The 24,333-nt window shown below is 64.0% G+C and carries 18 protein-coding genes; 4 read left to right on the forward strand and 14 right to left on the reverse strand.

The window, feature by feature from the left end:
• The 3 genes from AC0GNR_RS14300 to AC0GNR_RS14310 all read left to right on the forward strand — a co-directional run.
• The coding region (locus tag AC0GNR_RS14300; RefSeq protein ID WP_472901592.1) for an SdrD B-like domain-containing protein at positions 1–3,090 on the forward strand (3,090 nt) is incomplete at its 5' end.
• A complete protein-coding gene (locus AC0GNR_RS14305; RefSeq protein WP_472901593.1) occupies positions 3,087–6,374 on the forward strand; it encodes an outer membrane protein in 3,288 nt (1,095 codons plus the stop codon). The genes AC0GNR_RS14300 and AC0GNR_RS14305, both read left to right, overlap by 4 nt.
• 92 nt (positions 6,375–6,466) lie before the next feature.
• The gene (locus AC0GNR_RS14310) at positions 6,467–7,531 is read left to right on the forward strand and encodes an OmpA family protein (protein WP_472901594.1); all 1,065 of its coding nucleotides are present in this window, start codon (positions 6,467–6,469) and stop codon (positions 7,529–7,531) included.
• Positions 7,532–7,631: 100 nt separating this feature from the next.
• Here AC0GNR_RS14310 and AC0GNR_RS14315 read toward each other — a convergent pair whose 3' ends face one another.
• The 6 genes from AC0GNR_RS14315 to AC0GNR_RS14340 form a co-directional block, all read right to left on the reverse strand.
• Entirely contained in the window at positions 7,632–8,024 is a 393-nt protein-coding gene (locus AC0GNR_RS14315; protein WP_472901595.1) for a RidA family protein, read from the reverse strand.
• 6 nt (positions 8,025–8,030) lie between these two features.
• Complete coding sequence (locus AC0GNR_RS14320; RefSeq protein WP_472901596.1) at positions 8,031–9,695, reverse strand: AMP-binding protein; 1,665 nt, start codon at positions 9,693–9,695, stop codon at positions 8,031–8,033.
• Between the two features lie 13 nt (positions 9,696–9,708).
• Entirely contained in the window at positions 9,709–10,914 is a 1,206-nt protein-coding gene (locus tag AC0GNR_RS14325) for an acyl-CoA dehydrogenase family protein (RefSeq protein WP_472901597.1), read from the reverse strand.
• 1 nt (position 10,915) lies between these two features.
• The gene (locus AC0GNR_RS14330; protein WP_472901598.1) at positions 10,916–11,770 is read right to left on the reverse strand and encodes an enoyl-CoA hydratase family protein; all 855 of its coding nucleotides are present in this window, start codon (positions 11,768–11,770) and stop codon (positions 10,916–10,918) included.
• A gap of 100 nt (positions 11,771–11,870) precedes the next feature.
• A complete protein-coding gene (locus AC0GNR_RS14335; RefSeq protein ID WP_472901599.1) occupies positions 11,871–12,365 on the reverse strand; it encodes a MarR family winged helix-turn-helix transcriptional regulator in 495 nt (164 codons plus the stop codon).
• A complete protein-coding gene (locus AC0GNR_RS14340; protein ID WP_472901600.1) occupies positions 12,362–14,746 on the reverse strand; it encodes a bifunctional salicylyl-CoA 5-hydroxylase/oxidoreductase in 2,385 nt (794 codons plus the stop codon). The genes AC0GNR_RS14335 and AC0GNR_RS14340 overlap by 4 nt, the downstream gene beginning before the upstream one ends.
• A gap of 180 nt (positions 14,747–14,926) precedes the next feature.
• Between AC0GNR_RS14340 and AC0GNR_RS14345 the strand changes: the two genes are divergently transcribed.
• Entirely contained in the window at positions 14,927–15,253 is a 327-nt protein-coding gene (locus AC0GNR_RS14345) for a DUF1840 domain-containing protein (RefSeq protein WP_472901601.1), read from the forward strand.
• A 21-nt stretch (positions 15,254–15,274) separates the two neighbouring features.
• Here the strand turns inward: AC0GNR_RS14345 and AC0GNR_RS14350 are convergent, their stop codons facing one another.
• From AC0GNR_RS14350 to AC0GNR_RS14385, 8 genes are all read right to left on the reverse strand, one after another.
• The gene (locus tag AC0GNR_RS14350; RefSeq protein ID WP_472901602.1) at positions 15,275–16,297 is read right to left on the reverse strand and encodes a Bug family tripartite tricarboxylate transporter substrate binding protein; all 1,023 of its coding nucleotides are present in this window, start codon (positions 16,295–16,297) and stop codon (positions 15,275–15,277) included.
• Between the two features lie 240 nt (positions 16,298–16,537).
• Positions 16,538–17,521 (reverse strand): tripartite tricarboxylate transporter substrate-binding protein, encoded by a 984-nt coding sequence (locus tag AC0GNR_RS14355; protein WP_472901603.1) that lies wholly within the window; start codon positions 17,519–17,521, stop codon positions 16,538–16,540.
• A gap of 131 nt (positions 17,522–17,652) precedes the next feature.
• On the reverse strand, positions 17,653–18,906 hold the full coding sequence (locus AC0GNR_RS14360; RefSeq protein WP_472901604.1) for a phenylacetate--CoA ligase family protein: 1,254 nt from the start codon (positions 18,904–18,906) through the stop codon (positions 17,653–17,655).
• A gap of 169 nt (positions 18,907–19,075) precedes the next feature.
• A complete protein-coding gene (locus AC0GNR_RS14365; protein WP_304834910.1) occupies positions 19,076–19,885 on the reverse strand; it encodes an ABC transporter ATP-binding protein in 810 nt (269 codons plus the stop codon).
• A gap of 103 nt (positions 19,886–19,988) precedes the next feature.
• Entirely contained in the window at positions 19,989–21,326 is a 1,338-nt protein-coding gene (locus AC0GNR_RS14370; protein ID WP_304834908.1) for an ABC transporter substrate-binding protein, read from the reverse strand.
• 140 nt (positions 21,327–21,466) lie between these two features.
• Positions 21,467–22,543, reverse strand: a complete 1,077-nt coding sequence (locus AC0GNR_RS14375; RefSeq protein ID WP_304834907.1) for a branched-chain amino acid ABC transporter permease — start codon at positions 22,541–22,543, stop codon at positions 21,467–21,469.
• A gap of 33 nt (positions 22,544–22,576) precedes the next feature.
• Complete coding sequence (locus AC0GNR_RS14380; RefSeq protein WP_472901605.1) at positions 22,577–23,506, reverse strand: branched-chain amino acid ABC transporter permease; 930 nt, start codon at positions 23,504–23,506, stop codon at positions 22,577–22,579.
• Between the two features lie 16 nt (positions 23,507–23,522).
• A complete protein-coding gene (locus AC0GNR_RS14385) occupies positions 23,523–24,305 on the reverse strand; it encodes an ABC transporter ATP-binding protein (protein ID WP_305659599.1) in 783 nt (260 codons plus the stop codon).
• Positions 24,306–24,333 lie beyond the last annotated feature (28 nt).

Here is a 24,333-nt window from a genome sequence, read left to right on the forward strand (position 1 = left end):
CTGTTTGCCGACGTCAGCACACAAGTGGACCTGCCAGAGAATGCGCCAGCGGGCACGGTGGTCACGGGCACGGTGGTGTTCACCAACAGCGCTGCGGCGGGCACGACCGCCAGCGCCGTGGTGGGCACGGTCACGCTGTCCAACGGGCAGGTGCTGACCTACACCGTGGGCAACCTGGCCCCGGGAGCGAGCGTCACGCGCACCTTCACCACCACCGTGCCGAGCACGCTGGGCACGGTGCTGGAAGTCACCAGCACGGTGGCCACAGCCACGCCCGAGAGCAACACGGCGAACAACACCGACGTGGACAACCAGGCCGGTGGTGAACAACTCACCCCGCTGTTTGCCGACCCGGGTGTGAGCGTCAACGAGATTCCTGCGGGCACGCCGGGCAGCACCGTCACGACGACCGTGACCCTGTCCAACAACGGCAGCACCACCGTGACCTTCACTCCCGTGGTGGTGGTCAACGGTGTGACCCAGACCCTGACGACCGTCACCCTGGCGCCCAACAGCACCACGACCAGCGCGCCCATCAGCGTGGCGCTGACGACCACCGGCGCGACCGTGACCGCCAGCGTCACCGGCGCCAGCGTGCCTGACAGCAACCCGGCCAACAACACCAGCACGGCCACGGCCGGCGCCCTGTTTGCCGACGTCAGCACACAAGTGGACCTGCCAGAGAATGCGCCAGCGGGCACGGTGGTCACGGGCACGGTGGTGTTCACCAACAGCGCTGCGGCGGGCACGACCGCCAGCGCCGTGGTGGGCACGGTCACGCTGTCCAACGGGCAGGTGCTGACCTACACCGTGGGCAACCTGGCCCCGGGAGCGAGCGTCACGCGCACCTTCACCACCACCGTGCCGAGCACGCTGGGCACGGTGCTGGAAGTCACCAGCACGGTGGCCACAGCCACGCCCGAGAGCAACACGGCGAACAACACCGACGTGGACAACCAGGCCGGTGGTGAACAACTCACCCCGCTGTTTGCCGACCCGGGTGTGCTGGTCAATGCCATACCCGGAGGTGCGATAGGTACATCCGTGAGCACGAGCGTCAACTTGTTCAATTTGGGGAATACCACGACCACCTTCACCACCACGGTGGTGATCAACGGCGCGACCACGACCCTGGTGAACACGTTGGCCCCGGGTCAGACCGAGAGCGTGGTGATCAGCGTGCCGCTGACGAGCACGGGTGCGACCGTGACGGCCACCATCACCGATTCCAGCGTGCCCGACAGCAACCTGGCCAACAACAGTGACGTTCGATCTACGGTGCCCAATGCGTCGTTGTCGGGTCGTGTTTGGCTGGATGCCAACGGCAACGGTGCCACTGTCACCTTTGAGTCGGGCATCGATGTACCCTTGCCGGGCTACCGTGTTGAGTTGCTTCAAAGCAATTCTGGTTCGCCTGTCGTGGTGGCAACTACCGTGACGCAGGCCGATGGCACTTACCGGATCGCCGACCAGATTCCTGGTACCGATTATTCGGTTCGCTTCATGAATCCTGCGGGCGAAGTGGTGGTGAGTACGCCCTTTAACCAGGCTACGGCGACCGAAGGTGGCAATGCTTCTACAGGTACCACCAACAACGTGGTGACAGGGGGCGTGATCGTGGCTGGAGCGATCAACAATGTGACGCTTTACGCGGGTGACAACGTGGTGGAGCAGAACCTCCCGATCGACCCGAGTGGCCGCATTTACGACGCTGTGACGCGGCAAACGGTAGCGGGTGCTGTCATCACGCTGATCGGCCCCGATGGCCAACCGGTTGATGGAGCATTGTTGGTGCAGGGCGCATCCTCGATGACGACGGCTGCCGATGGTCACTACCGGTTTGATTTGTTGCCCGGAGCGCCTGCGGGGCGCTACCGTCTGAGCGTGGTGGCTCCAGCGGGCTACCTGCCCGTGCCGGCTTTCAGCCTGGCTTCGCCGGGCGTGGCGCCGGGGTTGCCTGCAGAGGGAGCCATCCTGGCGGGTGGTGTGTTCCAACCGCCGCTGGGTGACGGCGGCGAGGAAGTGGCGATTCAGCCAAATCGCATACCACCGAGCGCGTCCGTCACAATGCCTGCCGCCGTGGGAAGTTCAGGTACCCAGTACTTCCTGGAATTTGACTTGGCGAACAACCGCAAGGGCGTGGTCAACAACCACATTCCTCTGGACCCTCTGAGCGCTGGCGTGTTGCTTGTGAGCAAAGTGGGCGACAAAACGGTGGCGGAGCTTGGCGATTCGTTGCTATACACCATCCGCGTGCTCAACACCAGTGCTGTGGTCATTCCTGCGGTCCGCGTAGAGGACACACTGCCCGCAGGCTTCCGTTACATTCCTGGTACGGCGCGGCTGGGCTCGGTAGCGATTGCGGATCCCGCCGGTGCACCGACACGCTCGCTTGTCTTCAACTTGGGAGACATCGCAGCCAACACGTCGGTCGAGTTCAGCTACTTCGTGCGCCTGGGTGTGGGCTCGCAGCAGGGTGACGGAACCAACCGCGCCGTGGCTGTGTTCAGTGGTCCATCGGGTTCGGTGCGCTCCAACACGGCGGCCTTCAAAGTCAATGTGCAAGGCGGCGTGTTCAGCAACGAGGGCTGCATCGTGGGCAAAGTCTATGTGGACTGCGACGGCAACCATGTGCAGAACAACGTGGGCGGTAGCCGCGAAATCGGGATTCCGGGCGTTCGGCTGGTGATGCTGGACGGTTCTTATGTGGTGACCGACAGCGAAGGCAAGTACAGCATGTGTGGTGTCAAGCCGCAAACCCACGTGATCAAGGTCGACCGCAGCACACTGCCCAAAGGCGCACGCATGTTGCCTTCGAGCAACCGCAACGCGGGGGATGGCAACAGCCTGTTTGTGGACATGAAGGGCGGTGAGATGGCCCGTGCCGACTTCATCGAGGGATCTTGCTCGGTGGATGTCATGGACCAGATCAAGGCCCGCCGCGCCCAGGGCAGCATCCTGGCGCCGGAAGTGGAGAAGGGCGCCGACCACAAGCTTCAGCCGGGGGGCGAAATGCCAGCGCAGCAGATCTTGCCCGCGATACGCCAGGACAGTGTGAGCACGTCCGGCCAGGGGAGGGCTGTGAAATGAAGGCCTTCGCTAACCAGAAACGGCGTTTGAATCAAGTGATCAACAAGACCCCTGTGGCCCTCGCGGCTGCCCTGCTGGCATCCGCCGCTTACTCTCAGCCTGCCGACAACACCACCAGTGCTGACGTGGCAGATACCACTGGCCTGTTTGCCACGGGCGGTCAGGCGACCATTGGTCCGCGTCCGTTCACATCGTTCTTGCAGCGGCTCGACTCGCCGGTTGAAACCATTCAAGTCCAGGCGGCCGCAGACAACCTGCCCGCAGACGGTGTGGGTTTCAACGACGTGGTGGTGACCCTGAAGGACAAAGACGGTCAGTTGGTGACCGATGAAGTGGATGTGACGATTGAGGTGAGCGGTGGCGCACGCGTGTTGTTGCCCGGGCGAACGACGCCTGAGTCGGGTGCCGACCGTGGTGATATCGACCGTATCACCCCTGGTGTTCAGGCCACCGTGAGCGGCGGCATTTTGCGCTTCAAACTGATGGCGCCGTACAAACCCGAGGCGGTTGTGCTGCGGGTTTCCGTGAAAGGCACCACCGAGCAGCTGACGCTGCGTTACGTGCCAGAACTGCGCGACATGATTGCGGTGGGCCTGATTGAAGGTCGTCTGCGCTCAGACAAATTTGACCCCAGCCAGATCGTGCCGGTGCGCGAAGACGACGCGTTTGACACCGAGCTCAAAGGATTCACCAAAGAGTTCAGCGGTGGGAAAACCCGCGCGGGTGCCCGTGCTGCGATTTACCTCAAAGGCAAGATCAAAGGCGAGTACCTGCTGACCCTGGCCTACGACACGGACAAAGACACCGATCGCCAGCTGTTTCAGGAAGTAGACCCCAACGCCTTCTACCCGGTGTATGGCGACGCCAGCATCCGTGGCGTGGATGCGCAGAGTTCTGAAAAGCTGTACGTGCGGGTCGATCGCAACCGCAGCTTTGTGCTGTACGGTGACTACACCACCACCGACAGCAACCCGGCCCGGCGCCTCAGCCAGTACAGCCGATCGCTCGCCGGCCTGAGCGGTCGCTACGAAGAAGGGCGCGTCACCGCCAACGCCTTTGCGGCGCAAGACACCCTGCGCCAGGTCATTGACGAGTTCCCGGCGCGCGGCGTCTCGGGGCCGTACACGGTGTCCAATCCCAACGGTGTCACGGGTTCCGAGAAGATAGAGATTCTGGTGCGCGACCGCAATCAGCCCACCAGCATCCTCAAGGCCACAGCACTGGACCGTGGCAGCGACTACGCGTTCGAACCCTTCAGTGGCCAGATCCTGTTCCGCTCCCCCGTGCCGAGCTTTGACGACCAGCTCAACCCGGTGTCCATCCGGGTCACGTACGAAGTGGACCAGGGCGGAGAAAGCTTCCTGGTGTACGGCGGTGACCTGAAACTGGCTTTGACCGATCGCTTGACGCTGGGTGTGGCCGCCGCCAAAGACGAAAACCCCGAGGCGCCTTATTCCGTGGTGGGTGCCAGTTTGCAGCTGAAGCTGAGCGAAAAAACCGAGGTGGTTGCAGAGCTGGCCCGTACCCGCAGCGTGGTGAACGATGGCGCCAGTGGCTTCAACGTCAACACCAGCAACAACTTTGATGGCAAGAGCGGCGAGGTCAGCGGCGGTGCGGCACGTATTGAAATTCGCCATGCCGACGAGCAGCTGCGTGCGCGCGCCTATGCGGCCCGAGCCAGCGAAGATTTCAACAACAGCGCGGCCGGCATCACCGGCGGGCGCACCGAGCTGGGCGCTTCGGCGGCTTACAAGGCGGGTGATGCCCTGACGGTGAACGCCGAATACCTGCGCTCGCAAGACCAGCTCGACCCGACGCTGACCCGCGCCGGCGTGGACAACGCGACGCAGGCGCTGGCGCTGGGCGCCGACTACCGTGTGACGGACCGACTGACCGTGGGCGGTGGCGTTCGCGCGGTGAAAGAAAGTGCAGCCAGCCTGTCCAGCCTGAGCAGCAGTGTGTGTTCGAGTGACACCGCTGCCACCACCGGGGCCACGGGTTACAACAGCGGTTTTGGCATCAACCAGGTGGGCAACCAGGCCATTGACCCCGCCACGGGGCGCCCCGTGGTGTGTTCGCCCATCACCGGTGTCGCCGCGGCAGCGCCCGAAGACCTGGACCGCACGTCTGTCTATGGCCGGGCGGCCTACAAAATGACCGAATCGCTCACCCTCAGTGGTGAGTTGCAGCGAGAACTGGGCACCGACGGCACCAACCTGTACCGCGTGGGTGCCGATTGGCGTGTGGCCGACAAAACCCGTCTGTACGGCCGCTACGAGCGCTCGCGTGAATTCGGTGGCGCCTATGGCCTGGGCGTGGGCGATGCCGCCAGTGCGTTCGCCTTCGGCGTGGACACCCAATACATGCAGGACGGCTCGCTCTACAGCGAATACCGCCTGCGCGACGCCGAGTCGGGCAAGGACATTCAGGCCGCCGTGGGTCTGCGCAATGGCTGGGTGCTGGGCGACGGTTTGCGTCTGGTGACCAATGCCGAGCGGCTCACGGCTTCCAATGGCAACGCCACCGCCCTGGCTGCGGGCCTGGAATACACCGGCAGCGAGCTCTGGAAGTCGTCCGGCCGTGTGGAATGGCGCCAGGACGCCGACAACACCAACCACCTGGTGACGCTGGGTGTGGCGCGCAAGCTTGACCGCGACTGGACGCTGCTGGCGCGCGACTACTTCAACCAGGTCAGCCCGCGCACCGCAGCTGGCGGTGACTCGCGCCAAAACCGGTTCCAGGTGGGCTTTGCCTACCGGCCAGCCGACAGCAACCGCTTTGACGCGCTGGGCCTGCTGGAGCAGCGCAGCGAATACACCGCTGGCGCCGAAGCGCTGGATCGGGACGTCAGCATCGTCAGCCTGCGTGCCAACTACCACCCCAGCCGCCCCTGGTGGGTGTCGGGCCGGTTTGCTCACAAGCGCGTCAACGAGCTGCTGCTGGGTTCGGTGCGCGACGACTACAGTGCCTCGCTGGTGGGCACGCGCGTCACCTACGACATCACCAACCGCTGGTCGGTGGGTGGACTCTTCAATGTGCTGCAAGGCAGCGAGGGCGCGCGTCAGTACGCTTACGGGCTTGAGGTGGGCTACGTCATGATGGACAACCTGTGGGTGACGCTGGGCTACAACTGGCGCGGCTTCACCGACAAAGACCTCTCCGGCAGCGAATACACCAACCGTGGCTGGGTCCTGGGCATGCGCTACAAGTTCGACGAAGACCTGTTCCGTGGCAAAGATGCCGGTGCCAACAAGACACTCACCCCGGCCGGTTCGGCACCCTGACCAGCGCCTGGAACATGAACAAGCCCCTTTCACCCTCCTCTCCGAAGGCCCGCCGTTCGGTGGGCCAACGAACCGAAGCGATCCACACCGCTATGCGTACACACATCACCGCTCCCCTTCTGCTGTCCGTGCTCACCCTGGCAGGCTGTGCCAGCGTGTCGGATGCCGTTCCGGCCGCACAGAGCAGTGGTCTCGCGCCCCAGGCGGCGCGCATCACCGACGCGCGCATTTTGGGCGACCGCAAAACCATGGAAGTGGTGCAGCAGCGCCTGCGCGCGCTCAACGAAGCGGGTGTGCCGCACAACAACTACGCCCTGGCCAAGGCCCAGTGCTGGCTCGACACCGCCAAGACCCAGTACCACGAAAACGACCGCTCGGGTTATGTGGACGCTTCGCTGGTGGAGTCGGTGAAGATCGTGCAGGCACTGGAAGCGGACAAGAACGCCCAGGCTGGCCTGGACACCCCGCTGGTGGCCAACAGCACCAAGCTGCGCGATGACTTGTGGGCCAGGCTGAGTGGCTTCAAGGCCAATGCTGCCACCCTGAGCTGCAACGCACGCACTGTGGCCTGTGCCGAGGTGCGCCTGGTGCGCGCAGGCCATGCCGAGCAGCAAACCGGCTGGCGCCAGGCCACGCCACATGTGGCCATGGCCGAAGACGCGGTGCGCCGCGCGGGCGAAGAAGCGGCCAGCTGCAAACCGCCCGTGGTGGTGGCCGCCCCGGTGCCTGCGCCAGCTCCCGTTCCCGCGCCCGTTGCGGCGCCCGTGGTGCAAAAAGAAAGCGTCACGTTGCTGGGCGACGCGCTGTTCAAGTTTGACAAGTCCGGCCGTGACGACCTGTTGCCCGGTGGCCTGGAGCGTTTGCGCGAAGTGGCCGAGCGCTTCAAGCAATACCGCACCATTGAGTCCATCAGCTACACCGGCCACACCGACCGCTGGGGCACCGATGCGCACAACGACGCGCTGTCGCTGCAGCGCGCCAACACTGTGCGCGCTTACCTGGAAAGCATGGGCGTCAAGGCAGACAAGTCGGCAACCGCGGGGCGCGGCAAGCGCGAGCCGGTGGTCGAGTGCAGCACGCAGCCACCCAAGGCAAAGCAAGTGGTGTGTTTGCAGCCCAACCGCCGCGTGACGATTGAAGTGCTGGGTGTGAAATAAACCCGTCTGCGCTGGCACCAATAACGAAAACCGCCACGGTGCCAACCGGTGGCGGTTTTTTTAAGACAACGGTCCAGCTTTTAAGCCGGTTTCAGCAAATTCAATCGGGCAGTACGGCGGTCACTTCAATCTCGACCTTGGCCCGGTCTTCCACCAGCGCGCTCACTTCCACGCAGGTCATGGAGGGGAAGTGCTTGCCCATCACATCGCGGTACACCGCGCCCAACTCGCGCAGCCGGGCGTTGTATTCCACCCGGTCCACGATGTACCAGGTCATGCGCACCATGTGTTCGGGGCCGGCGCCAGCGCAGGCCAGCACGGCGTGTATGTTGGCCAGCGCCTGCCGGGTCTGGGCGATGAAGTCGTCGCTCTCAAACTGTTGTGCGCTGTTCCAGCCAATCTGGCCGCCCACAAAAATCAGCGTGCCGCGAGCGGCCACGCCGTTGGCGTAACCCTTGGGGGTGGCCCAGCCGGGCGGTTGCAGGTGTTTCATGGTTGTTCAGGTGGGCTTGATGGATTCGGTGGCCAGTTTGCGCAGCGCAAAGCGCTGCAGCTTGCCGGTCTCGGTGCGGGGAAGTTGGTGCACAAACACCACGTCGCGGGGATATTTGTAGGGCGCCAGCGTGTGCTTCACATGGTCTTGCAGCACCTTGGTTTGCGCGGCGTCGTCTGCCTCGCCGGCCTTGAGCACCACGTAAGCCGCAACGATCATGCCGCGCTCGTCGTCGGGTCGGCCCACCACGCCACACTCGGCCACGGCCGGGTGTTGCAGCAGCGCTGCCTCTACCTCGGGCCCCGCCACGTTATAGCCGGCGGTGATGATCATGTCGTCGGTGCGGGCCTGGTAGAAGAAGTAGCCGTCGGCGTCCTGGCTGAAGGCGTCGCCCGGAAAGTTCCAGCCGTCCTGCACGTAGTTGGCCTGGCGCGGGTCGTCCAGGTAACGGCAGCCAGTGGGGCCTTTCACCGCCAGGCGGCCCACGCTGCCGGGTGGCAGCGTCTCACCCGCTTCGTTGACGATCTTGGCCTGGTAACCCGGCACCACGGTGCCCACCGCACCCCGGCGCACCGCCTCGGGTGGCGAGGATATGAAGATGTGAAACATTTCGGTGGCGCCTATGCCGTCCAGCATCTCCAGCCCGGTGGCGCTCTTCCAGAGCTGGCGGGTGGCGTCGGGCAGGCCTTCGCCAGCGCTCACGCTGATACGCAGCCGCCCGATGCCATGGGCTTGGGCAAACGGCGCCATCTGCCGGTAAAACGTGGGGGCGGTGTAGCAAATGGTGGCGCCCACGCGGCCAATCAGCTGCACCATGGCTTCGGGTGTGTAGGGGATGCTGGGGAAATACACCGATGCGCCGGCCCACATGGGGAACACCAGCAGGCCGCCCAGGCCAAAGGTGAAAGCCAGCGGCGGCGAGCCCATGACGATGTCGTCGGGTGTTGCGCGCAGCACGTGGCGCGGCCAGGTTTCGCAGGCGGCGAGCACATCGCGGTGGGTGTGTACCGCCACTTTTGGGCTGCCGGTGGTGCCAGAGGTGAAAGCCAGCAGGGCGATGTCGTCGGCTCCGGTGGGGCAGGGCGCTACGGTGTCGCTGGCGTGCTGCGCCATGGCTTCGAGCGACCGCTCGGGCTGCGCAGCAGGGCCGCTGGTGTTGAACACCAGCAAGGGCAGGCTCGCCGTGTGCGGACTCAGCGCCAGCGCGGCCGTGAGCTCGTCTTGCAGCTTCACGTCGCACAGCGCAGCAGACGGTTGGGCTTTGTCGATGATGGCTTTGAGTTCGGTGGCGCGCAGCAGCGGCATGGTGGCCACCGCCACCAGACCCGACTGCACCACGGCCAGCCAGGCCAGCGCCATGGCCACCGAATTGCCGCCGCGCAGCAGCACGCGGTTGCCGGGCTGGAGACCCATCTGCGCCAGCACGTTGGCGATGCGGTTGACCTCGGCACGGGCCTGCGCGTAGCTGAGCGTGCGCTCATCGCTGCGCAGGAACGGCCGGTCGGCATGGCCGAGGGCTTGCGCGCGGTCAAACAGCGCCTGCACCAGGTTGAGCTGTTCGGGCAGCGTCTGCAACTCGGGCAGGTCGTAGCGCAGCTCGGGCCACTGTTCTTGAGGAGGAAGCAGGTCGTGTACGAAGCGATCGGATTGGGCGGAGCGGTGTGGGGCCATGGCGGTCTCCGTGTCAGGTCTTCAAGGCGTGTTTGCCGAGGATGAGCAGCTGCACTTCGCTCGCGCCCTCGTAAATGCGCAGCGAGCGGATGTCGCGGTACAGGTGCTCGATCACGCTGCCCACCTGCACGCCGCGGCCGCCAAACAGTTGCAGGGCCATGTCGATGACCTTCTGCGCGTTTTCGGTGGCGGTGAGCTTGGCGCTGGCCGCCGCGGCGGTGTAGGCGGGCGTGCCCGCGCCACTGATGCTGCTGCAGTCGCGTTGCCAGGCCGCGCGGTAGGTGAGCATGGCCGCGGCGTCGATCAGCGCGCTCATCTCGCCCAGCCGCGCCTGGGTGAGCTGGAAGTCGGCCAGGGTCTGGCCAAACATCTTGCGGCTCTTGGCGTGCGCCACCGCTTCCGCAAACGCGCGGCGGGCCATGCCCAGTGCGGCGGCGGCCACCGATGCGCGGAATATGTCCAGTGTCTGCATGGCGAGCTTGAAGCCGCCGTTGACCGTACCGACCAGCGCGTCCTGGCCGATGGCGCAACCGTTGAAGGTGAGTGTGGCCAGCGGGTGCGGAGCCATCACCTGGATGTGCGCGCTAGCGTCCAGGCCTGTTGCGCTGGCGTCCACGATGAAAGCGCTGATGCCGCGTGCGCCAGCGTCGGGATCGGTCTTTGCGAACACCAGGTAAAAGTCCGCCATGCCGCCGTTGCTGATCCAGGTCTTCTGGCCGTTGAGTTGCCAGCCGTTGGCGGTGGGCGTGGCGCGCAGGGCCATGGCGGCCACGTCAGAGCCCGCGTCCGGCTCGCTCAAGGCAAAGGCTGCGATCTTCTCGCCGTTGGCCACGGCACGCAGGTAGGCCGATTGCTGCGCTCGCGTGCCCGCGAGCGTGATGGCACCGCTGCCCAGCCCTTGCATGGCGAAAGCGAAGTCGGCCAGCGGTGAATGGAAGGCCAGGGTTTCGCGCAGGATCACCAGTGCGCGCGAGTCCAGCGCGGGCAGCGCCCCGCCGTGCGCTTCGGGCACGCAGTAGCGCAGCCAGCCGGCGGCGCCCAGGCGCTGCACCCAGTCCTTGCAGGCGGCGCGGTCGTCGGTTTCGTCCACGCGCTGCTCACGCGCCCAAGCCACCAGGCCGTTGGCCAGAGCGCGGTGCGCGTCGTCAAAGAAGGGCAGTTCGAGGTGTGCGGTGGGCGCCAGTGCGCCGTGCGGGTGGGGGTGTTCGAAGGCGACCATGTCAGTCTCCCTGGAACTGCGGGCGCTGCTTCGCTGCGAAGGCCTCGTAGGCGCGTCGGAAGTCCTGCGTCTGCATGCAGATGGCCTGGGCCTGCGCCTCGGCTTCGATGGCCTGGTCCAGCGTCATGGCCCATTCCTGGTGCAGCATGGTCTTGGTCATGCCGTGGGCGAACGTAGGCCCTTGGGCCAGTTGCGCGGCCAGCTTGTGCGCCGCAGGCAGCAGGGCGCCGCTCTCGTGCAGCGCGTTGAAGAAGCCCCAGGCGTGGCCTTCTGGAGCGGTCATGGCGCGGCCGGTGAACAGCAGTTCGCTCGCGCGGCCCTGGCCGATCATGCGCGGCAGCAGGGCGCAGGCGCCCATGTCGGCGCCGGCCAGGCCCACGCGGGTAAACAGAAAAGCCACCGTGGCCGCCGGCGTGCCCAGGCGCAGATCGCTGGCCAGCGCCATCATGGCGCCGGCACCGGCACACACACCGTCCAGCGCGGCCACGATGGGCTGCGGGCAGGCGCGCATGGCGCTCACCAGCGCGCCCGTCATGCGGGTGAAGGCCAGCAGCTCGGGCATGGTCATTTGGGTGAGCGGGCCAATGATCTCGTGCACATCACCGCCGGAGCAAAAGTTGTCCCCCGCGCCGGTGAGCACCACGGCCTTGATGTCGGTGGCCTTTTGCAGGTTCAGGAACCAGTCGCGCAGCTCGGCGTAAGAGTCGAAGGTGAGCGGGTTTTTGCGCTCGGGTCGGTTCAGCGTGACGGTGGCCACGCCGTCGGCAACGCTCAGGCCGAAGTGCTTGGGCTGGGTGTCGGCCATGGCGCTGTATTGGCCGCGCATGGGGTTGTGGTCGGGGATGGGGTGTTTCATGGGCGGGGGGCGTTGTGGGTGTGCAGGTTTTGGCGAGGCGCACCGCGGAACTGGCTTTGCCATCCCTCTTGGGGGGAAGACGCGAAGCGGCGCAGGGGGGTCATTCGATACCTCGGTTGATGTCGAGTTGGTGTTGCTTGACCTTGCCGAGCAGCTTGTGCAGTTGGTCGAGGTCTCGCGGAGCAAGACCATCGAAGGCTTCGACGATCCACTGCTCGTGTTGCGTGGCCATGTGTTCGAAGGCGCTGCGGCCCTCGGGCGTGAGTCGCACCAGAAAGGCCCGGCGGTCGCCTTCCACGGCCATGCGTTCGACCAGGCCCTCGGCCACCAGCTGGTCGGTGATGCCGGTGACGTTGCCGCCGGTGACCATGAGCCGGTGCGACAGCTCTTTCATCTTCAGCCCCTCGGGGTGGCGTTCCAGCTGGGCCATGAGGTCAAAGCGCGGCAGCGTGGTGTCGAACTGTTCGCGCAGGCCGGTGCGCACCCGTTTTTCAATCAGCTGTGAGCAGGTGAGCAGGCGCAACCACAGCCGCAGTTCGTGGGCGTGTTCGCTGTGGGCACGGGCTTCCAGGTCGAGGGTGGGGTCGGCGTTCATGCGGCCTCCGCTGGGTCTGGTCTGTTGGGGCCCGCCTGCAGGCTTTGCTGGCGGGCGATCTCGCGGTAGAGCTGGTCGCGCCCGCTCTCGTAGGGGCGCGGCCAGTCAATGGCGCGGGTCTGGAGCTTGGCCGCCTCATGGAGGGTCCAGGCCGGGTTGGCCAGGTGCGGCCGGGCCACCGCGCACAGGTCAGCACGGCCTGCGCCGATGATGCTGTTGGCGTGGTCGGCTTCCGAAATGGCACCGACCGCCATGGTCAATATGCCGGCTTCGTTGCGCACCCGGTCGGCAAAGGGCGTCTGGTACATGCGGCCGTACACCGGCTTGGCCTGGCGGGTGGTTTGCCCGGACGACACGTCGATCACGTCGCAGCCTGCGGCCTTGAACAGGCGGGCCATGGCCACCGCATCGTCGTCGGTGTTGCCGCCGGGTGCCCAGTCGTGCGCCGAGATGCGCACGCTCATGGGTTTGTCGGCCGGCCACGCGGCGCGCATGGCGCTGAACACTTCCAGTGGGTAGCGGCAGCGGTTTTCCAGCGAGCCGCCGTAGGCATCGGTGCGCTGGTTGCTCAGCGGGCAGATGAAGGCCGAGAGCAGGTAGCCGTGCGCAGCGTGCAGCTCCAGCCAGTCAAAGCCCGCAGCTGCGGCGCGTTGGGTGGATGCCACGAACGCAGCGGTCATCGCGTCCATGTCGGTGCGGGTCATGGCCTTGGGCACCTGGTTTTGTTCGCCATAGGGCACGGCGCTGGCCGAGAGCAGCGGCCAGTTGCCGTGTGCCAAAGGCTCGTCAATGGCCTCCCAGCCCAGCTGGGTCGATCCCTTGGGGCCGCTGTGGCCGATCTGGATGCCGATTTTGGCGCTGCTCTGCTGGTGCGCAAAGTCCACGATGCGCTGAAAGGCGGCTTGCTGTGCGTCGTTCCACAACCCGGGGCAACCCGGGGTGATGCGGCCCTCCGGCGTCGGGCTGGTCATCTCCACCATCACCAGCGCCGCGCCACCCACAGCGCGCGCGCCCAGGTGCATCAGGTGCCAGTCGCCCACCACGCCGTCTTGTGCCTTGTACTGCGCCATGGGCGAGACGACGATGCGGTTTTTCAGTTCCACGCTGCGCACCTTCAGCGGCAGCAACATGGGCGGTGTGGGGTGCTTTTTGGGTGCGGTGCCGGGCCGGGCTTGTGCTTCCAGCCAGCGCTCGTAGCCTTCCAGCCATTTTGGATCGCGCAGGCGCAGGTTTTCGTGGCTGATGCGCTGGCTGCGCGTGAGCAGCGAGTAGCTGAACTGCTCAACGTCCATGCCGGTGTAGCGGTCCACGTTTTCAAACCATTCGGTGGAATTGCGCGCCGCATTTTGGATTTTCAGCACCTCCACGCTGCGGCGCGCTTCGTAGCCCCGTAACACGGCGGCCATGTCAGCGCCCGCGTGCTTCGTGAACTCGTCGGCCAGGTCGATCGCGTCTTCCAGCGCCAGCTTGGTGCCGCTGCCGATGGAGAAGTGGGCGGTGTGGGCGGCGTCGCCCATGAGCACGATGGGGGTCTGTTTCCCTGCGATGTCCTGCCAGTGCACCCAGGTGTTGCAGATCACGCGCGGAAACCGGATCCAGTTGGCCGAGCCGCGCAGGTGCTTGGCGTTGCTGATGAGCGCATTCCCGTCCAGGTAGGTCGCGAACAGCTTTTCGCAAAAGGCCACGCCGTCTTCCTGGCTCATGTCTTCAAGGCCGTGTGCCTTCCAGACGTGCTCGGGCGTCTCGACGATGAAGGTCGAGGTGTCGTCGTCGAACTTGTAGGCGTGCGCCTGGAACCAGCCGTGTTCGGTCTGTTCGAAGGCGAAGGTGAACGCGTCGAAGGTCTTCTTCGTGCCGAGCCACACGAAACGGCACAGGCGCGTGTCGATGTCGGGCTGGAAGGTGCTTTCGTAGCGCGTGCGGATGCGGCTGTTCAGGCCGTCGCTGGCGATCACGATGTCGGCGTTGTACTGCTGCGCGAGTGCCTGGTCATCGGTCACATCGGTTTCAAAAACGAGCTGAACACCCAGCGCCAGGCAGCGTTCCTGCAGGATGTTGAGCAGGCGCTTGCGGCCGATGCCGATGAAGCCGTGGCCGGTGGAGCGCACCCGGCCACCCTTGTAAAACACCTCGATGTCGTCCCAGTGGTTGAACGCGTCGGCCATTTGCTGGGCCGATTCCGGGTCGGCCTTTTTCAGGTTCTGCAGCGTCTGGTCGGAAAACACCACGCCCCAGCCAAAGGTGTCAAACGGGCGGTTGCGCTCGACCACGGTGACCGTGAGCGAGGGGTCGCGCCGTTTCATCAGCAACGCAAAGTACAGACCCGCCGGGCCGCCACCGATGCACAGGATGCGCCGCAGCGCTGAAATGGAGGTGTTCATGTCTAATTAGTTTAGACATGAAACAAATGCCGCCAATCGGGAAAACCCTGCTCAACTGCTTCTGTTCGATGTGCCTGGGGTTTTGCTGCGCAGCAGCGGCAAACGAAGCCGCATTGATCCAACCCGTGTGTGTTGGCTGGCTTTGATGCAAGAATGGGTTTTTAGACCAAGGAGAACAACATGTCTTTGTACCGATTCAAATCGCGTGAAACCGGCGACCTGGTGATGTTGGAACCCACTGGTGAGCGCGTGCTGGAGATCCTGGGTAAAGACCCCAGCGGTCCCGGCATCATCTTGCCCGAGCAGATGGCGCCAGCCGTGCAAGCCCTGCGCGACGCGGTGGAGCACGAAGAGGCAGAGCAAAAACGCCTGAAGGAAGAGGCCGCAGCCAAAGGCGATGTGCCCCCCGAATTCGACGTGGTGAGCCTGCGCCTGCGCTGCGCGCCGTTCATCGAGATGCTGCAGCGCTGCGAGCAGGCCGGGGTCGAAATCGTCTGGGGCGTGTAGCGCCCTTCCGCGGTGCGGGCGTCAGTCCACCCGCGCGCCCGACGCCTTCACCACCGGCGCCCATTTGGCTATTTCAGCCGCAATCAGGCCGCTGAAAGCCTGAGGCGTGTCGCCGCTGGGAATGGCGCCCTGGGCGGTCAGTCGCTCTTTGATGGCGGGCACATTCAGGGCCTTGGCCACCGCTTGCTGAATGCGGTTCACGGTGTCGGCTGGCGTACCCGCTGGCGCCAGCAGGCCAAACCAGGAACTCGCTTCAAAACCCGCCAACCCGGCGGCCTCGGCCACCGTGGGCAAGTCGGGCAAGGCGGCCGAGCGCACCGCGCTGGTCACGGCAAACGCCTTCAAGCTGCCCGACTGGATGTGCGGCATGGCGGAGGGCAGGTTGTCAAACATCACGTCGGTGTTGCCCGCCAGCATGTCGCTCATGGCAGGGCCCGAGCCCCGGTAGGGGATGTGGGTCATGAAGATGCCGGTGCGCGCTTTGAACAGCTCGCCCGCCAGGTGAATCGACGTGCCGTTGCCGCTGGACGCCATGTTCAGCTTGCCCGGGTTGGCTTTCGCGTAACGGATGAAGTCGGCCACGGTGTTGATGCCCAGCGCTTGCGCCCGTTTGGCGTTCATCACCATCACGTTGGGCACCGCGGCCACCAGGGTGATCGGCGCAAAGTCTTTTTGCGGGTCGTAAGGCAGGCTGGCGTAAAGCGACTTGTTGATACCGTGGGTGCCCACCGTGCCCATCAGCAAGGTGTAGCCGTCGCCGGCCGACTTCGCCACCATGTCGGCCCCAATGTTGCCGCCCGCACCGCCCCGGTTGTCGACCACGAAGCTCTGCCCAAAGGCCTTGCTCAGTTCGGGCGACAGCGCGCGGGCAAGCAGGTCGGTGGTGCCACCGGGCGCAAAGGGCACCACGATGCGCACCGGTTTGCTGGGCCAGGCTGCCTGAGCGGCTACGCTGCCATTCCAGCCCAGGCCGGCGATCATGGCCGCCATTGCCAGCACGCTGGCGCGTCGTGTGGTGCTGGGACGAGATGGGGATGTGTTCATGCGGGTCTCCATGTGGGGTGTCGGTGTGTGTCCGCAGTGCCCGTTTGCCCGTCATGCCATGCGGGGCAGCCCGGACTGCAACCTGGGAGGCCCAAGGCCCCCTCGAGTCAGTTTACGGTGGACCCGCGACAGGGTGGCGCCCTTGTGTGACACCCCCCCCATGAAAAAGCCGCCCGAAGGCGGCTTGTGGGGCAGAGCAACCCCACCCGCAAGGGGCATGGGTTGCTGCCGGGGGTCCGCTTAGTCTGCGAACTGGCCGGCTGCGTCAATAACGGATTTCAGCTTCGTGATCTCAGCCGCCACGAAAGCCTTGTGACCAGCGGGCGTCACGCGGGCGTCGTTGGCCACCAGTGCGCCCAGCGCTTCCTGGCGCTTGATGAATTCGGGGTCTTTCAGTGCCACCAGCAACGCATCGTTGATCTTCTTGGTCACGGCCGCTGGCGTGCCCTTGGGCGCGTACATGCCGTGCCAGATGGTCAGGTTGAAGCCTTTCAGGCCCATCTCTTGCAGCGATGGGTAGTCTTTGAGCAGTTTGTGGCCCGACAGCGGCTTGGCCGTGGTCACCGCAAACGCCTTCACGCGACCGCCTTCAATCTGGCTGGTGGTGTTGGTGGTCTGGTCGCACATCACGTCCACCTGGCCGCCGATCAGATCGTTCATGGCCGGGCCGGTGCCACGGTAGGCAATGGTGGTCATGGACTTGTCCAGCTTGACAGCCGATTGCCACATCAGACCGCACAGGTGCGAGGCCGAACCCAGGCCCGCGTGGGCCAGGTTGAGCTTGCCACCATTGGCGCGGATGTAGGCTTCAAAATCGCGGTAGGTATTGGCTGGCAGCTTGGGCGAGCCCAGCAGCGTCATGGGCACATCGTTGATCATGCCCAGGTACTCAAAGTCTTCCAGCGGCTTGTAGGGCAGCTTGCGGTACAGGCCGGCGGTGGCGGCCATGCCAATGTGCCAGACCAGCAGCGTGTGACCATCGGGTGCCGCGCGGGCCACTTTGGTGGCGCCAATGGTGCCTCCTGCGCCGGCCGCGTTTTCCACCACAATGCTGACCCCGCCCAGCGGCTTGCGCATGGCTTCGGCCAATTGGCGGGCCACCAGGTCGGTGGGGCCGCCTGCGGCAAAAGGCACCACGATGGTGATGGGTTTCGCTGGAAATTCTTGGGCGAAAACGCTCACCGACACGGCAGCCGTCAAGGCCAGAGCAAAGATCTTTTTCATGCAGATGTTCCTGAAAGGTTGGTCACAGGACTATGTTAGCCCTTCAAAACCATCAGGAAATCGCGGTAAATACTTAGCCGGGAATGAGGGGAAACCCTGATTCATCCCCCATTGGTGTGTCTGTCGTGCGCCTACTGGTAGCTGCGCGCGTCTTCAATCACCTTGCCGTCGTTCGGCAGGGTGCCCGGGCTGACCACTTGCACTGTGCCGCGCAGCTTGGTGACATCCCGCATGGCCGCCTCAATTTGTGCGCCCAGTCCATCCAGGGCTTCGGCCGCCTCCACCTGAAGACACATGGAGTCGTTGGCCATTTCACCGCTGACCACTAAGCGGGCCTTGCCCACCTGCGGGAAGCGCCGCGCAATGTCGGCCACCTGCGAGGGGTGCACGAACATGCCTTTGATCTTGGTGGTCTGGTCGGCGCGGCCCATCCAGCCTTTGATGCGCGGCGCGGTGCGCCCGGTGGGGCAGGTGCCGGGCAAGATGGCAGAAAGGTCACCGGTGCCGAAGCGGATCAGTGGGTACGCGGGGTTGAGCGTGGTCACCACCAGCTCGCCCACCTCGCCCTCGGGCACGGGGTCGCCGGTGCCCGGGCGCACAATTTCCACCATCACGCCTTCTTCGAGCACCAGGCCTTGGCGCGCGCTGGTCTCGTAAGCTACCAGGCCCAGGTCGGCTGTGGCGTAGGTCTGGTACACGTCCACACCTTGTTCCTTGAACCAGGCCGTCAGGCTGGGCGGACAGGCTTCACCGCCCACCGACGCCTTGGTCAGGCATGCGATGTTGGCGCCGGCTTCCTTGGCCTTTTCGAGCAAGATGCGCAGAAAGCTGGGTGTGCCGGTGTAGCCGTTGGGTTTGAGGTCCAGCACGGCTTCGAGCTGCTGTTCGGTCTGGCCGGTGCCGGCCGGAAACACGGTGCAGCCCACCGCGTGTGCGCCCGCTTCCAGAATGAAAGCGCCCGGCGTCATGTGGTAGCTGAAGCTGTTGTGCACCAGCTCACCCGAGCGAAAACCCGCCGCGTACAAAGCCCGCCCAGTGCGCCAGTAATCGGCCGTGTGGCCTTCGGGTTCATAGATGGGGCCTGGGCTGGCAAAAATGCGGGACATGCGGGGCCCGCGCACCAGCGCTGAAAAACCACCAAATGCATCGCCGCCCGCAGCGCGCAGGGCTTTCTGGCGATCCAGCAGCTCGCTTTTGCGCGTGACGGGCAGCTGCGCCAGCGCAGCGCGGCTGTTCACCGTGGATGCGTCCACACCGCGAAGAATCTCGGCCATGGCCGCGCTGTTCGCCTGAGCGTGTGCGATCTGGGTCGGCAGCGCCGCCATTTGCGCTGCTTCACGCTCAGCCGGCGAACGGGTTTCCAGAGCGTCAAAAAAATCGGTCATATTCAAAACCACAAAAGGTGGGGTAGAGCTATCTCAAACCAAGAGCGTCACAGAAAGGGCTTAACCGGACAGCTGCAATGCCTTAAACCAAGAACGCCGCAGAACCGGCTTCGCCGGGCCGCCATCGTTGCCCCCTTGAGGGGGTGACGCTGTAGGCGGCGCGGGGGTATTAAGCAAGCCAGCGCTTGCGCCGCTTGTAGCTCTTCACGTCTTTGAACGACTTGCGCTCGCCGCCGCCCATGCCCAGGTAAAACTCTTTCACGTCTTCGTTGTTGCGCAGGTCAGAAGCCAGCCCGTCCATCACGATGCGGCCGCTTTCCATGATGTAGCCGTAGTCGGCGTACTTCAGCGCCATGTTGGTGTTTTGCTCGGCGATCAGGAAGGTCACCTTTTCTTTGGTGTTGAGGTCTTTCACGATCTCGAACACCTCTTCCACGATTTGCGGCGCCAGGCCCATGGACGGCTCGTCAAGCAGCATCACGCTCGGGTTGGTCATGAGCGCACGGCCAATGGCGCACATCTGCTGCTCACCGCCCGAGGTGTAGGCCGCCTGGCTGGTGCGGCGTGTTTTCAGGCGCGGGAAATAGTTGTAAACCTTCTCCAGGTTGCGCGCGATCTCCGCCTTGTCGGTGCGGGTGTAAGAGCCCGTCATCAGGTTTTCTTCAATGGTCAGGTGGGCAAAGCAGTGCCGGCCTTCCATGACCTGCACCACGCCCCGGTTCACCAGATCGGCCGGCGTGAGGTTTTCAATGCGCTCGCCGCGCAGCTCAATGCTGCCCTTGGTGACCTCGCCGCGCTCAGCCTTGAGCAGGTTGGAGATGGCGCGCAGCGTGGTGGTTTTGCCGGCGCCGTTGCCGCCCAGCACCGCCGCGATTTTGCCTTCGGGCACGTTGAGCGAAACGCCCTTGAGCACCAGGATCACGTGGTTGTAGATGACCTCGATGCCATTGACGTTGAGTACGGATTTGGTGGGTTCCATGTGCATTTTCCTTTGACCAATCGACAAGGCTGCGGTGCAGCCCTGTCGGCTGGCGGCCCGTGAGGGCCGCGCCCTGCCCGGGGCGGGCAGGGCAGGGGTCCTATCAGGACTGGCAGTCGGCCGGGGTGCGGCGCGTCAGCTTCTTCTCGGCGGCGTAGGCGTCAGCGGCCTTTTTCACCATCGGCTTCAGGAGCTGCTCATCGGCCTGGTACCAGTCGCTGCTGAAGTTCCACTTGGCGCCATCCCACGTGTGGATGCGGGCCCAGTTGGCGCCCATGTGGTCTTGGCACGAGGTAGACACGGGACGCAGCACGCCCTTGAAGCCCAGCGCGTCCAGTTTGGCCTGGGTCAGGTTCAGGTTTTCAAAACCCCAGCGAGCCTGCTCGGGAGAAATCCACTTGCCCTTGCCGTACTTCTCTTGCGCCTGGCGCACACCTTCCACGGCAAACATCGCGCTGATCAGACCGCGCATGTAAAGCACTTCGCCCACTTCGTCTTTGGGACCGGTGCCCTGGCCCTTGTCGTGCAGTTTGGCCAGGATCTCCTTGGCAATGGCCGAACCTTTTTCGGTGCCGTGCTGCATGGTGATGGCGTTGTAGCCCTTGGCGCCCATGCCCACGTCTTTCACGTCAGGCTCGGCACCAGCCCACCACACGCCGTAGATCTTCTCGCGTGGGTAGCCTGTGGCCTGTGCTTCCTTCAACAGGGTGGAGTTCATCACGCCCCAGCCCCAGTTGATGACGTAGTCGGGGCGGTCGCGGCGGATCTGCAGCCAGGTGGATTTTTGCTCCACACCAGGGTGCGTCACGGGCAGCAGGCTGAGCTGGAAGCCGTGCATCGCAGCGCGCTCTTGCAGCACCGGAATAGGCTCTTTACCGAACGGGCTGTCGTGGTACACCAGCGCAATTTTCTTGCCCTTGAGCTTGTCGAGGCCGCCTTCTTTCTTGCCGATGTGCTGGATGATCACGTCTGCGGCCACCCAATAGGTGCCGGCAATCGGGAAGTTCCACTTGAACACGCCACCGTCGGCCGACTCACTGCGGCCGTAGCCAGCGGTGATCAGCGGGATCTTGTCGATGGGCGCTTTTTCGGTCAGGGCAAACGTGATGCCGGTGGACAGCGGCTGGAACACCGTGGCGCCGCCGTTTTTGCCTTTCAGGCGCTCGTAGCACTCCACGCCGCGGTCGGTGGCGTAGCCGGTTTCGCATTCTTCAAACGACACTTTCACGCCGTTGATACCACCGCGCGCGTTGGTGAGCTTGAGGTAGTCGGCGTAGCCGTTGGCAAAGGGCACGCCGTTGGGCGCGTAGGCACCCGTGCGATACACCAGCGAGGGGAAGAACTGTTCCTTGGCCTGCGCCATGGCGGACGGCGCCACTAGCGCGGCCGACATGCCCATGCAGGCCACAGATGCAGAAAGAACCAGATTGCGAAGTTTCATCACGCTTGTCTCCTAAGAAAAATCAAACACACACACAAAGCACAGTGACCTGTCAGTTCAACGCGTTTGCGGCCGAAGCGCATCGGGAATGACCCCATCGGGATTCACCCCCATACGCCAGGCTCGCCAGCCCGTTGACGTCAGTGCGGGAACGGCCACAACCGCAACTTCTGTTTCGCTACGCTCCACAACTTGGCCAGGCCGTGGGGCTCAACGATGAGGAACCACACGATCAGCGCGCCGAACACCATGAATTCGGTGTGCGAGATCGCGGCCGTGGAAATCGACATTCCCAGCAACCCACCCGCCCAAGGCAGGAACTGGTTCAGGAAAATGGGCAGGATCACGATGAACGCCGCGCCAAAGAAGCTGCCCATGATGGAGCCCATGCCGCCGATGATCACCATGAAGAGCAACTGGAATGAGCGGTCAATGGAGAAAGCAGCCGGCTCCCAAGAACCCAGGTGGACAAAACCCCACAGGCCACCGGCCACGCCGATGATGAAAGAGCTGACCGCAAACGCGCTGAGCTTCGCGTACATGGGACGAATGCCGATCACCGCAGCCGCCACGTCCATGTCGCGGATAGCCATCCATTCGCGGCCAATGGCCGAGCGCACCAGGTTTTTCGCGAGCAAGCCAAACACCACCAGAAAGGCCAGGCAGAACAGGTATTTTTCGACCGGGGTGTCGATGCGCCAGCCCAGCACACTCAGGTTGGACACCGAAACCGAGCCTGACGCGGTGTTGTTGGTGAACCAACCGATGCGCAGGAAGGCCCAGTCACAGAAGAACTGAGCGGCCAGCGTGGCTACCGCCAGGTACAACCCCTTGACCCGCAAGCTGGGAATGCCGAAGAACATGCCCACCAGCGTGGCAAAGAAACCACCAGCGAGCAGCGCCACGATCAGTGGCATGCCGTCAATGCGGATGTAGGTGTTGTAGGCCATGTAGGCGCCCACCGCCATGAAGGCGCCCGAGCCCAGCGAAATCTGGCCGCAATACCCCACCAGAATGTTCACCCCCAGCGCAGCCAGCGCCAGGATCAGGAACGGGATCAGGATGGCGCGGAACATGTATTCGTCGACCAGGAACGGCACGCCGATGAAGGCAAAGGCGATGAGCGCCAGAATGGCCCAGCGGTCTTGAGCGATCGGAAAGATCTGCTGGTCGGCGCGGTACGAGGTCTTGAACTGACCGTTTTCACGATAGAACATGGTGTGAACCCTTTCTGTATTTTTGTTGTGGGGTCAGACGCGGTCGATGATCTTCTCGCCGAACAAGCCCTGGGGCCGGAACAACAGGAACACCAGCGCCAGTACGTACGCAAACCAGATCTCGATGCCGCCGCCCACATAAGGGCCCAGGTAGACCTCGGAGAGCTTTTCGCCCACACCGATGATCAGTCCACCGATGATGGCGCCAGGTACCGAGGTGAGGCCGCCCAAAATGATGACGGGCAGGGCACGCAGGGCGACCGTGGTGAGCGAAAACTGCACCCCCATCTTGGAGCCCCAGATGATGCCGGCCACCAGCGCGGTGATGCCGGCCACAAACCACACGATGACCCAGATGCGGTTGAGCGGAATACCAATGGACTGCGCCGCCTGGTGGTCGTCGGCCACCGCACGCAGCGCGCGGCCGGTACCTGTCTTCTGGAAGAACAGCGACAGAACCACCACCAGCAGAGCGGCGACACAAGCCGCATAAACATCTTCCAGGTTCACCAGCACGCCACCTTCAAACGTGCCTTCGAGCAGGAAGATCGGGTCTTTGGGCATGCCCACGTCGATCTGGTAAATGTCGCTGCCAAAGATGGTCTGGCCCAGACCATCGATGAAGTAGGTGATACCCAGCGTGGCCATCAGCAGCGTCACACCTTCCTGGTTCACCAGGTGGCGCAGCACAAACCGCTCAATCAGCCAGGCCAGCACAAACATGCAGGCAGCCGCCACAGCGAACGCCAGCACATTGCCGAGAAACTTGTTGTCCAGCCCCAGCCACTGTGGAATCCATTCGGAGAATCGGGCCATGGCCAGCGCCGCAAACAGCACCATGGCGCCTTGGGCGAAGTTGAAGACGCCCGAGGCTTTGTAGATCAGTACAAAGCCCAACGCGACCAGTGAATACAGCATGCCGGCCATCAGGCCGCCCAGCAGTGCTTCTAAAAAGAATGCCATCTTGTTGTCTCCGTGTTCAGTGGCTCGTACCGAGGTACGCGCTGATGACTTCTTCGTTGCTGCGCACCTCTTCCGGGGTGCCGTCACCGATCTTCTTGCCGTAGTCGAGCACCACGACGCGGTCAGAAATGTCCATCACCACGCCCATGTCGTGTTCGATCAGCACGATGGTGGTGCCGAACTCGTCGTTCACGTCCAGGATGAAGCGGCTCATGTCCTGCTTCTCTTCCATGTTCATGCCGGCCATGGGCTCGTCCAGCAGCAGCACTTTGGGCTCCATGGCCAGCGCACGACCCAAGTCGACCCGTTTTTGCAGGCCGTAGGGCAGTTGGCCCACCGGCGTTTTGCGAAAGGCCTGAATTTCCAGGAAGTCGATGATCTGTTCGACGTATTCGCGGTGCTCTTCTTCTTCACGCTGGGCCGGGCCAATGCGCAGCGCCTGCAGAAACAGGTTGCTTTTGATGCGCAGGTTGCGCCCGGTCATGATGTTGTCGATCACGCTCATGCCCTTGAACAGCGCCAGGTTCTGGAACGTGCGGGCAATGCCCATCTCGGCCACCTGGCGGCTGTTCATGTGCTTGAAGGTCTGGCCGCGAAAGCTGATGCTGCCTTCTTGCGGCGTGTAGACGCCGTTGATGCAGTTGAGCATGGAGCTTTTGCCGGCGCCGTTGGGGCCGATGATGGCGCGCACTTCGTGTTCCTTCACATTGAAGGAAATGTCGGTCAGCGCCTTCACGCCACCAAAGCGCAGGCTGATGTTCTGGACGTCGAGAATGACGTCGCCGATTTTTTTGGTCATTTGACCCCCACGCTTGTCATTTCATGTA

This window comes from Hydrogenophaga sp. LT287 (assembly GCF_055702805.1).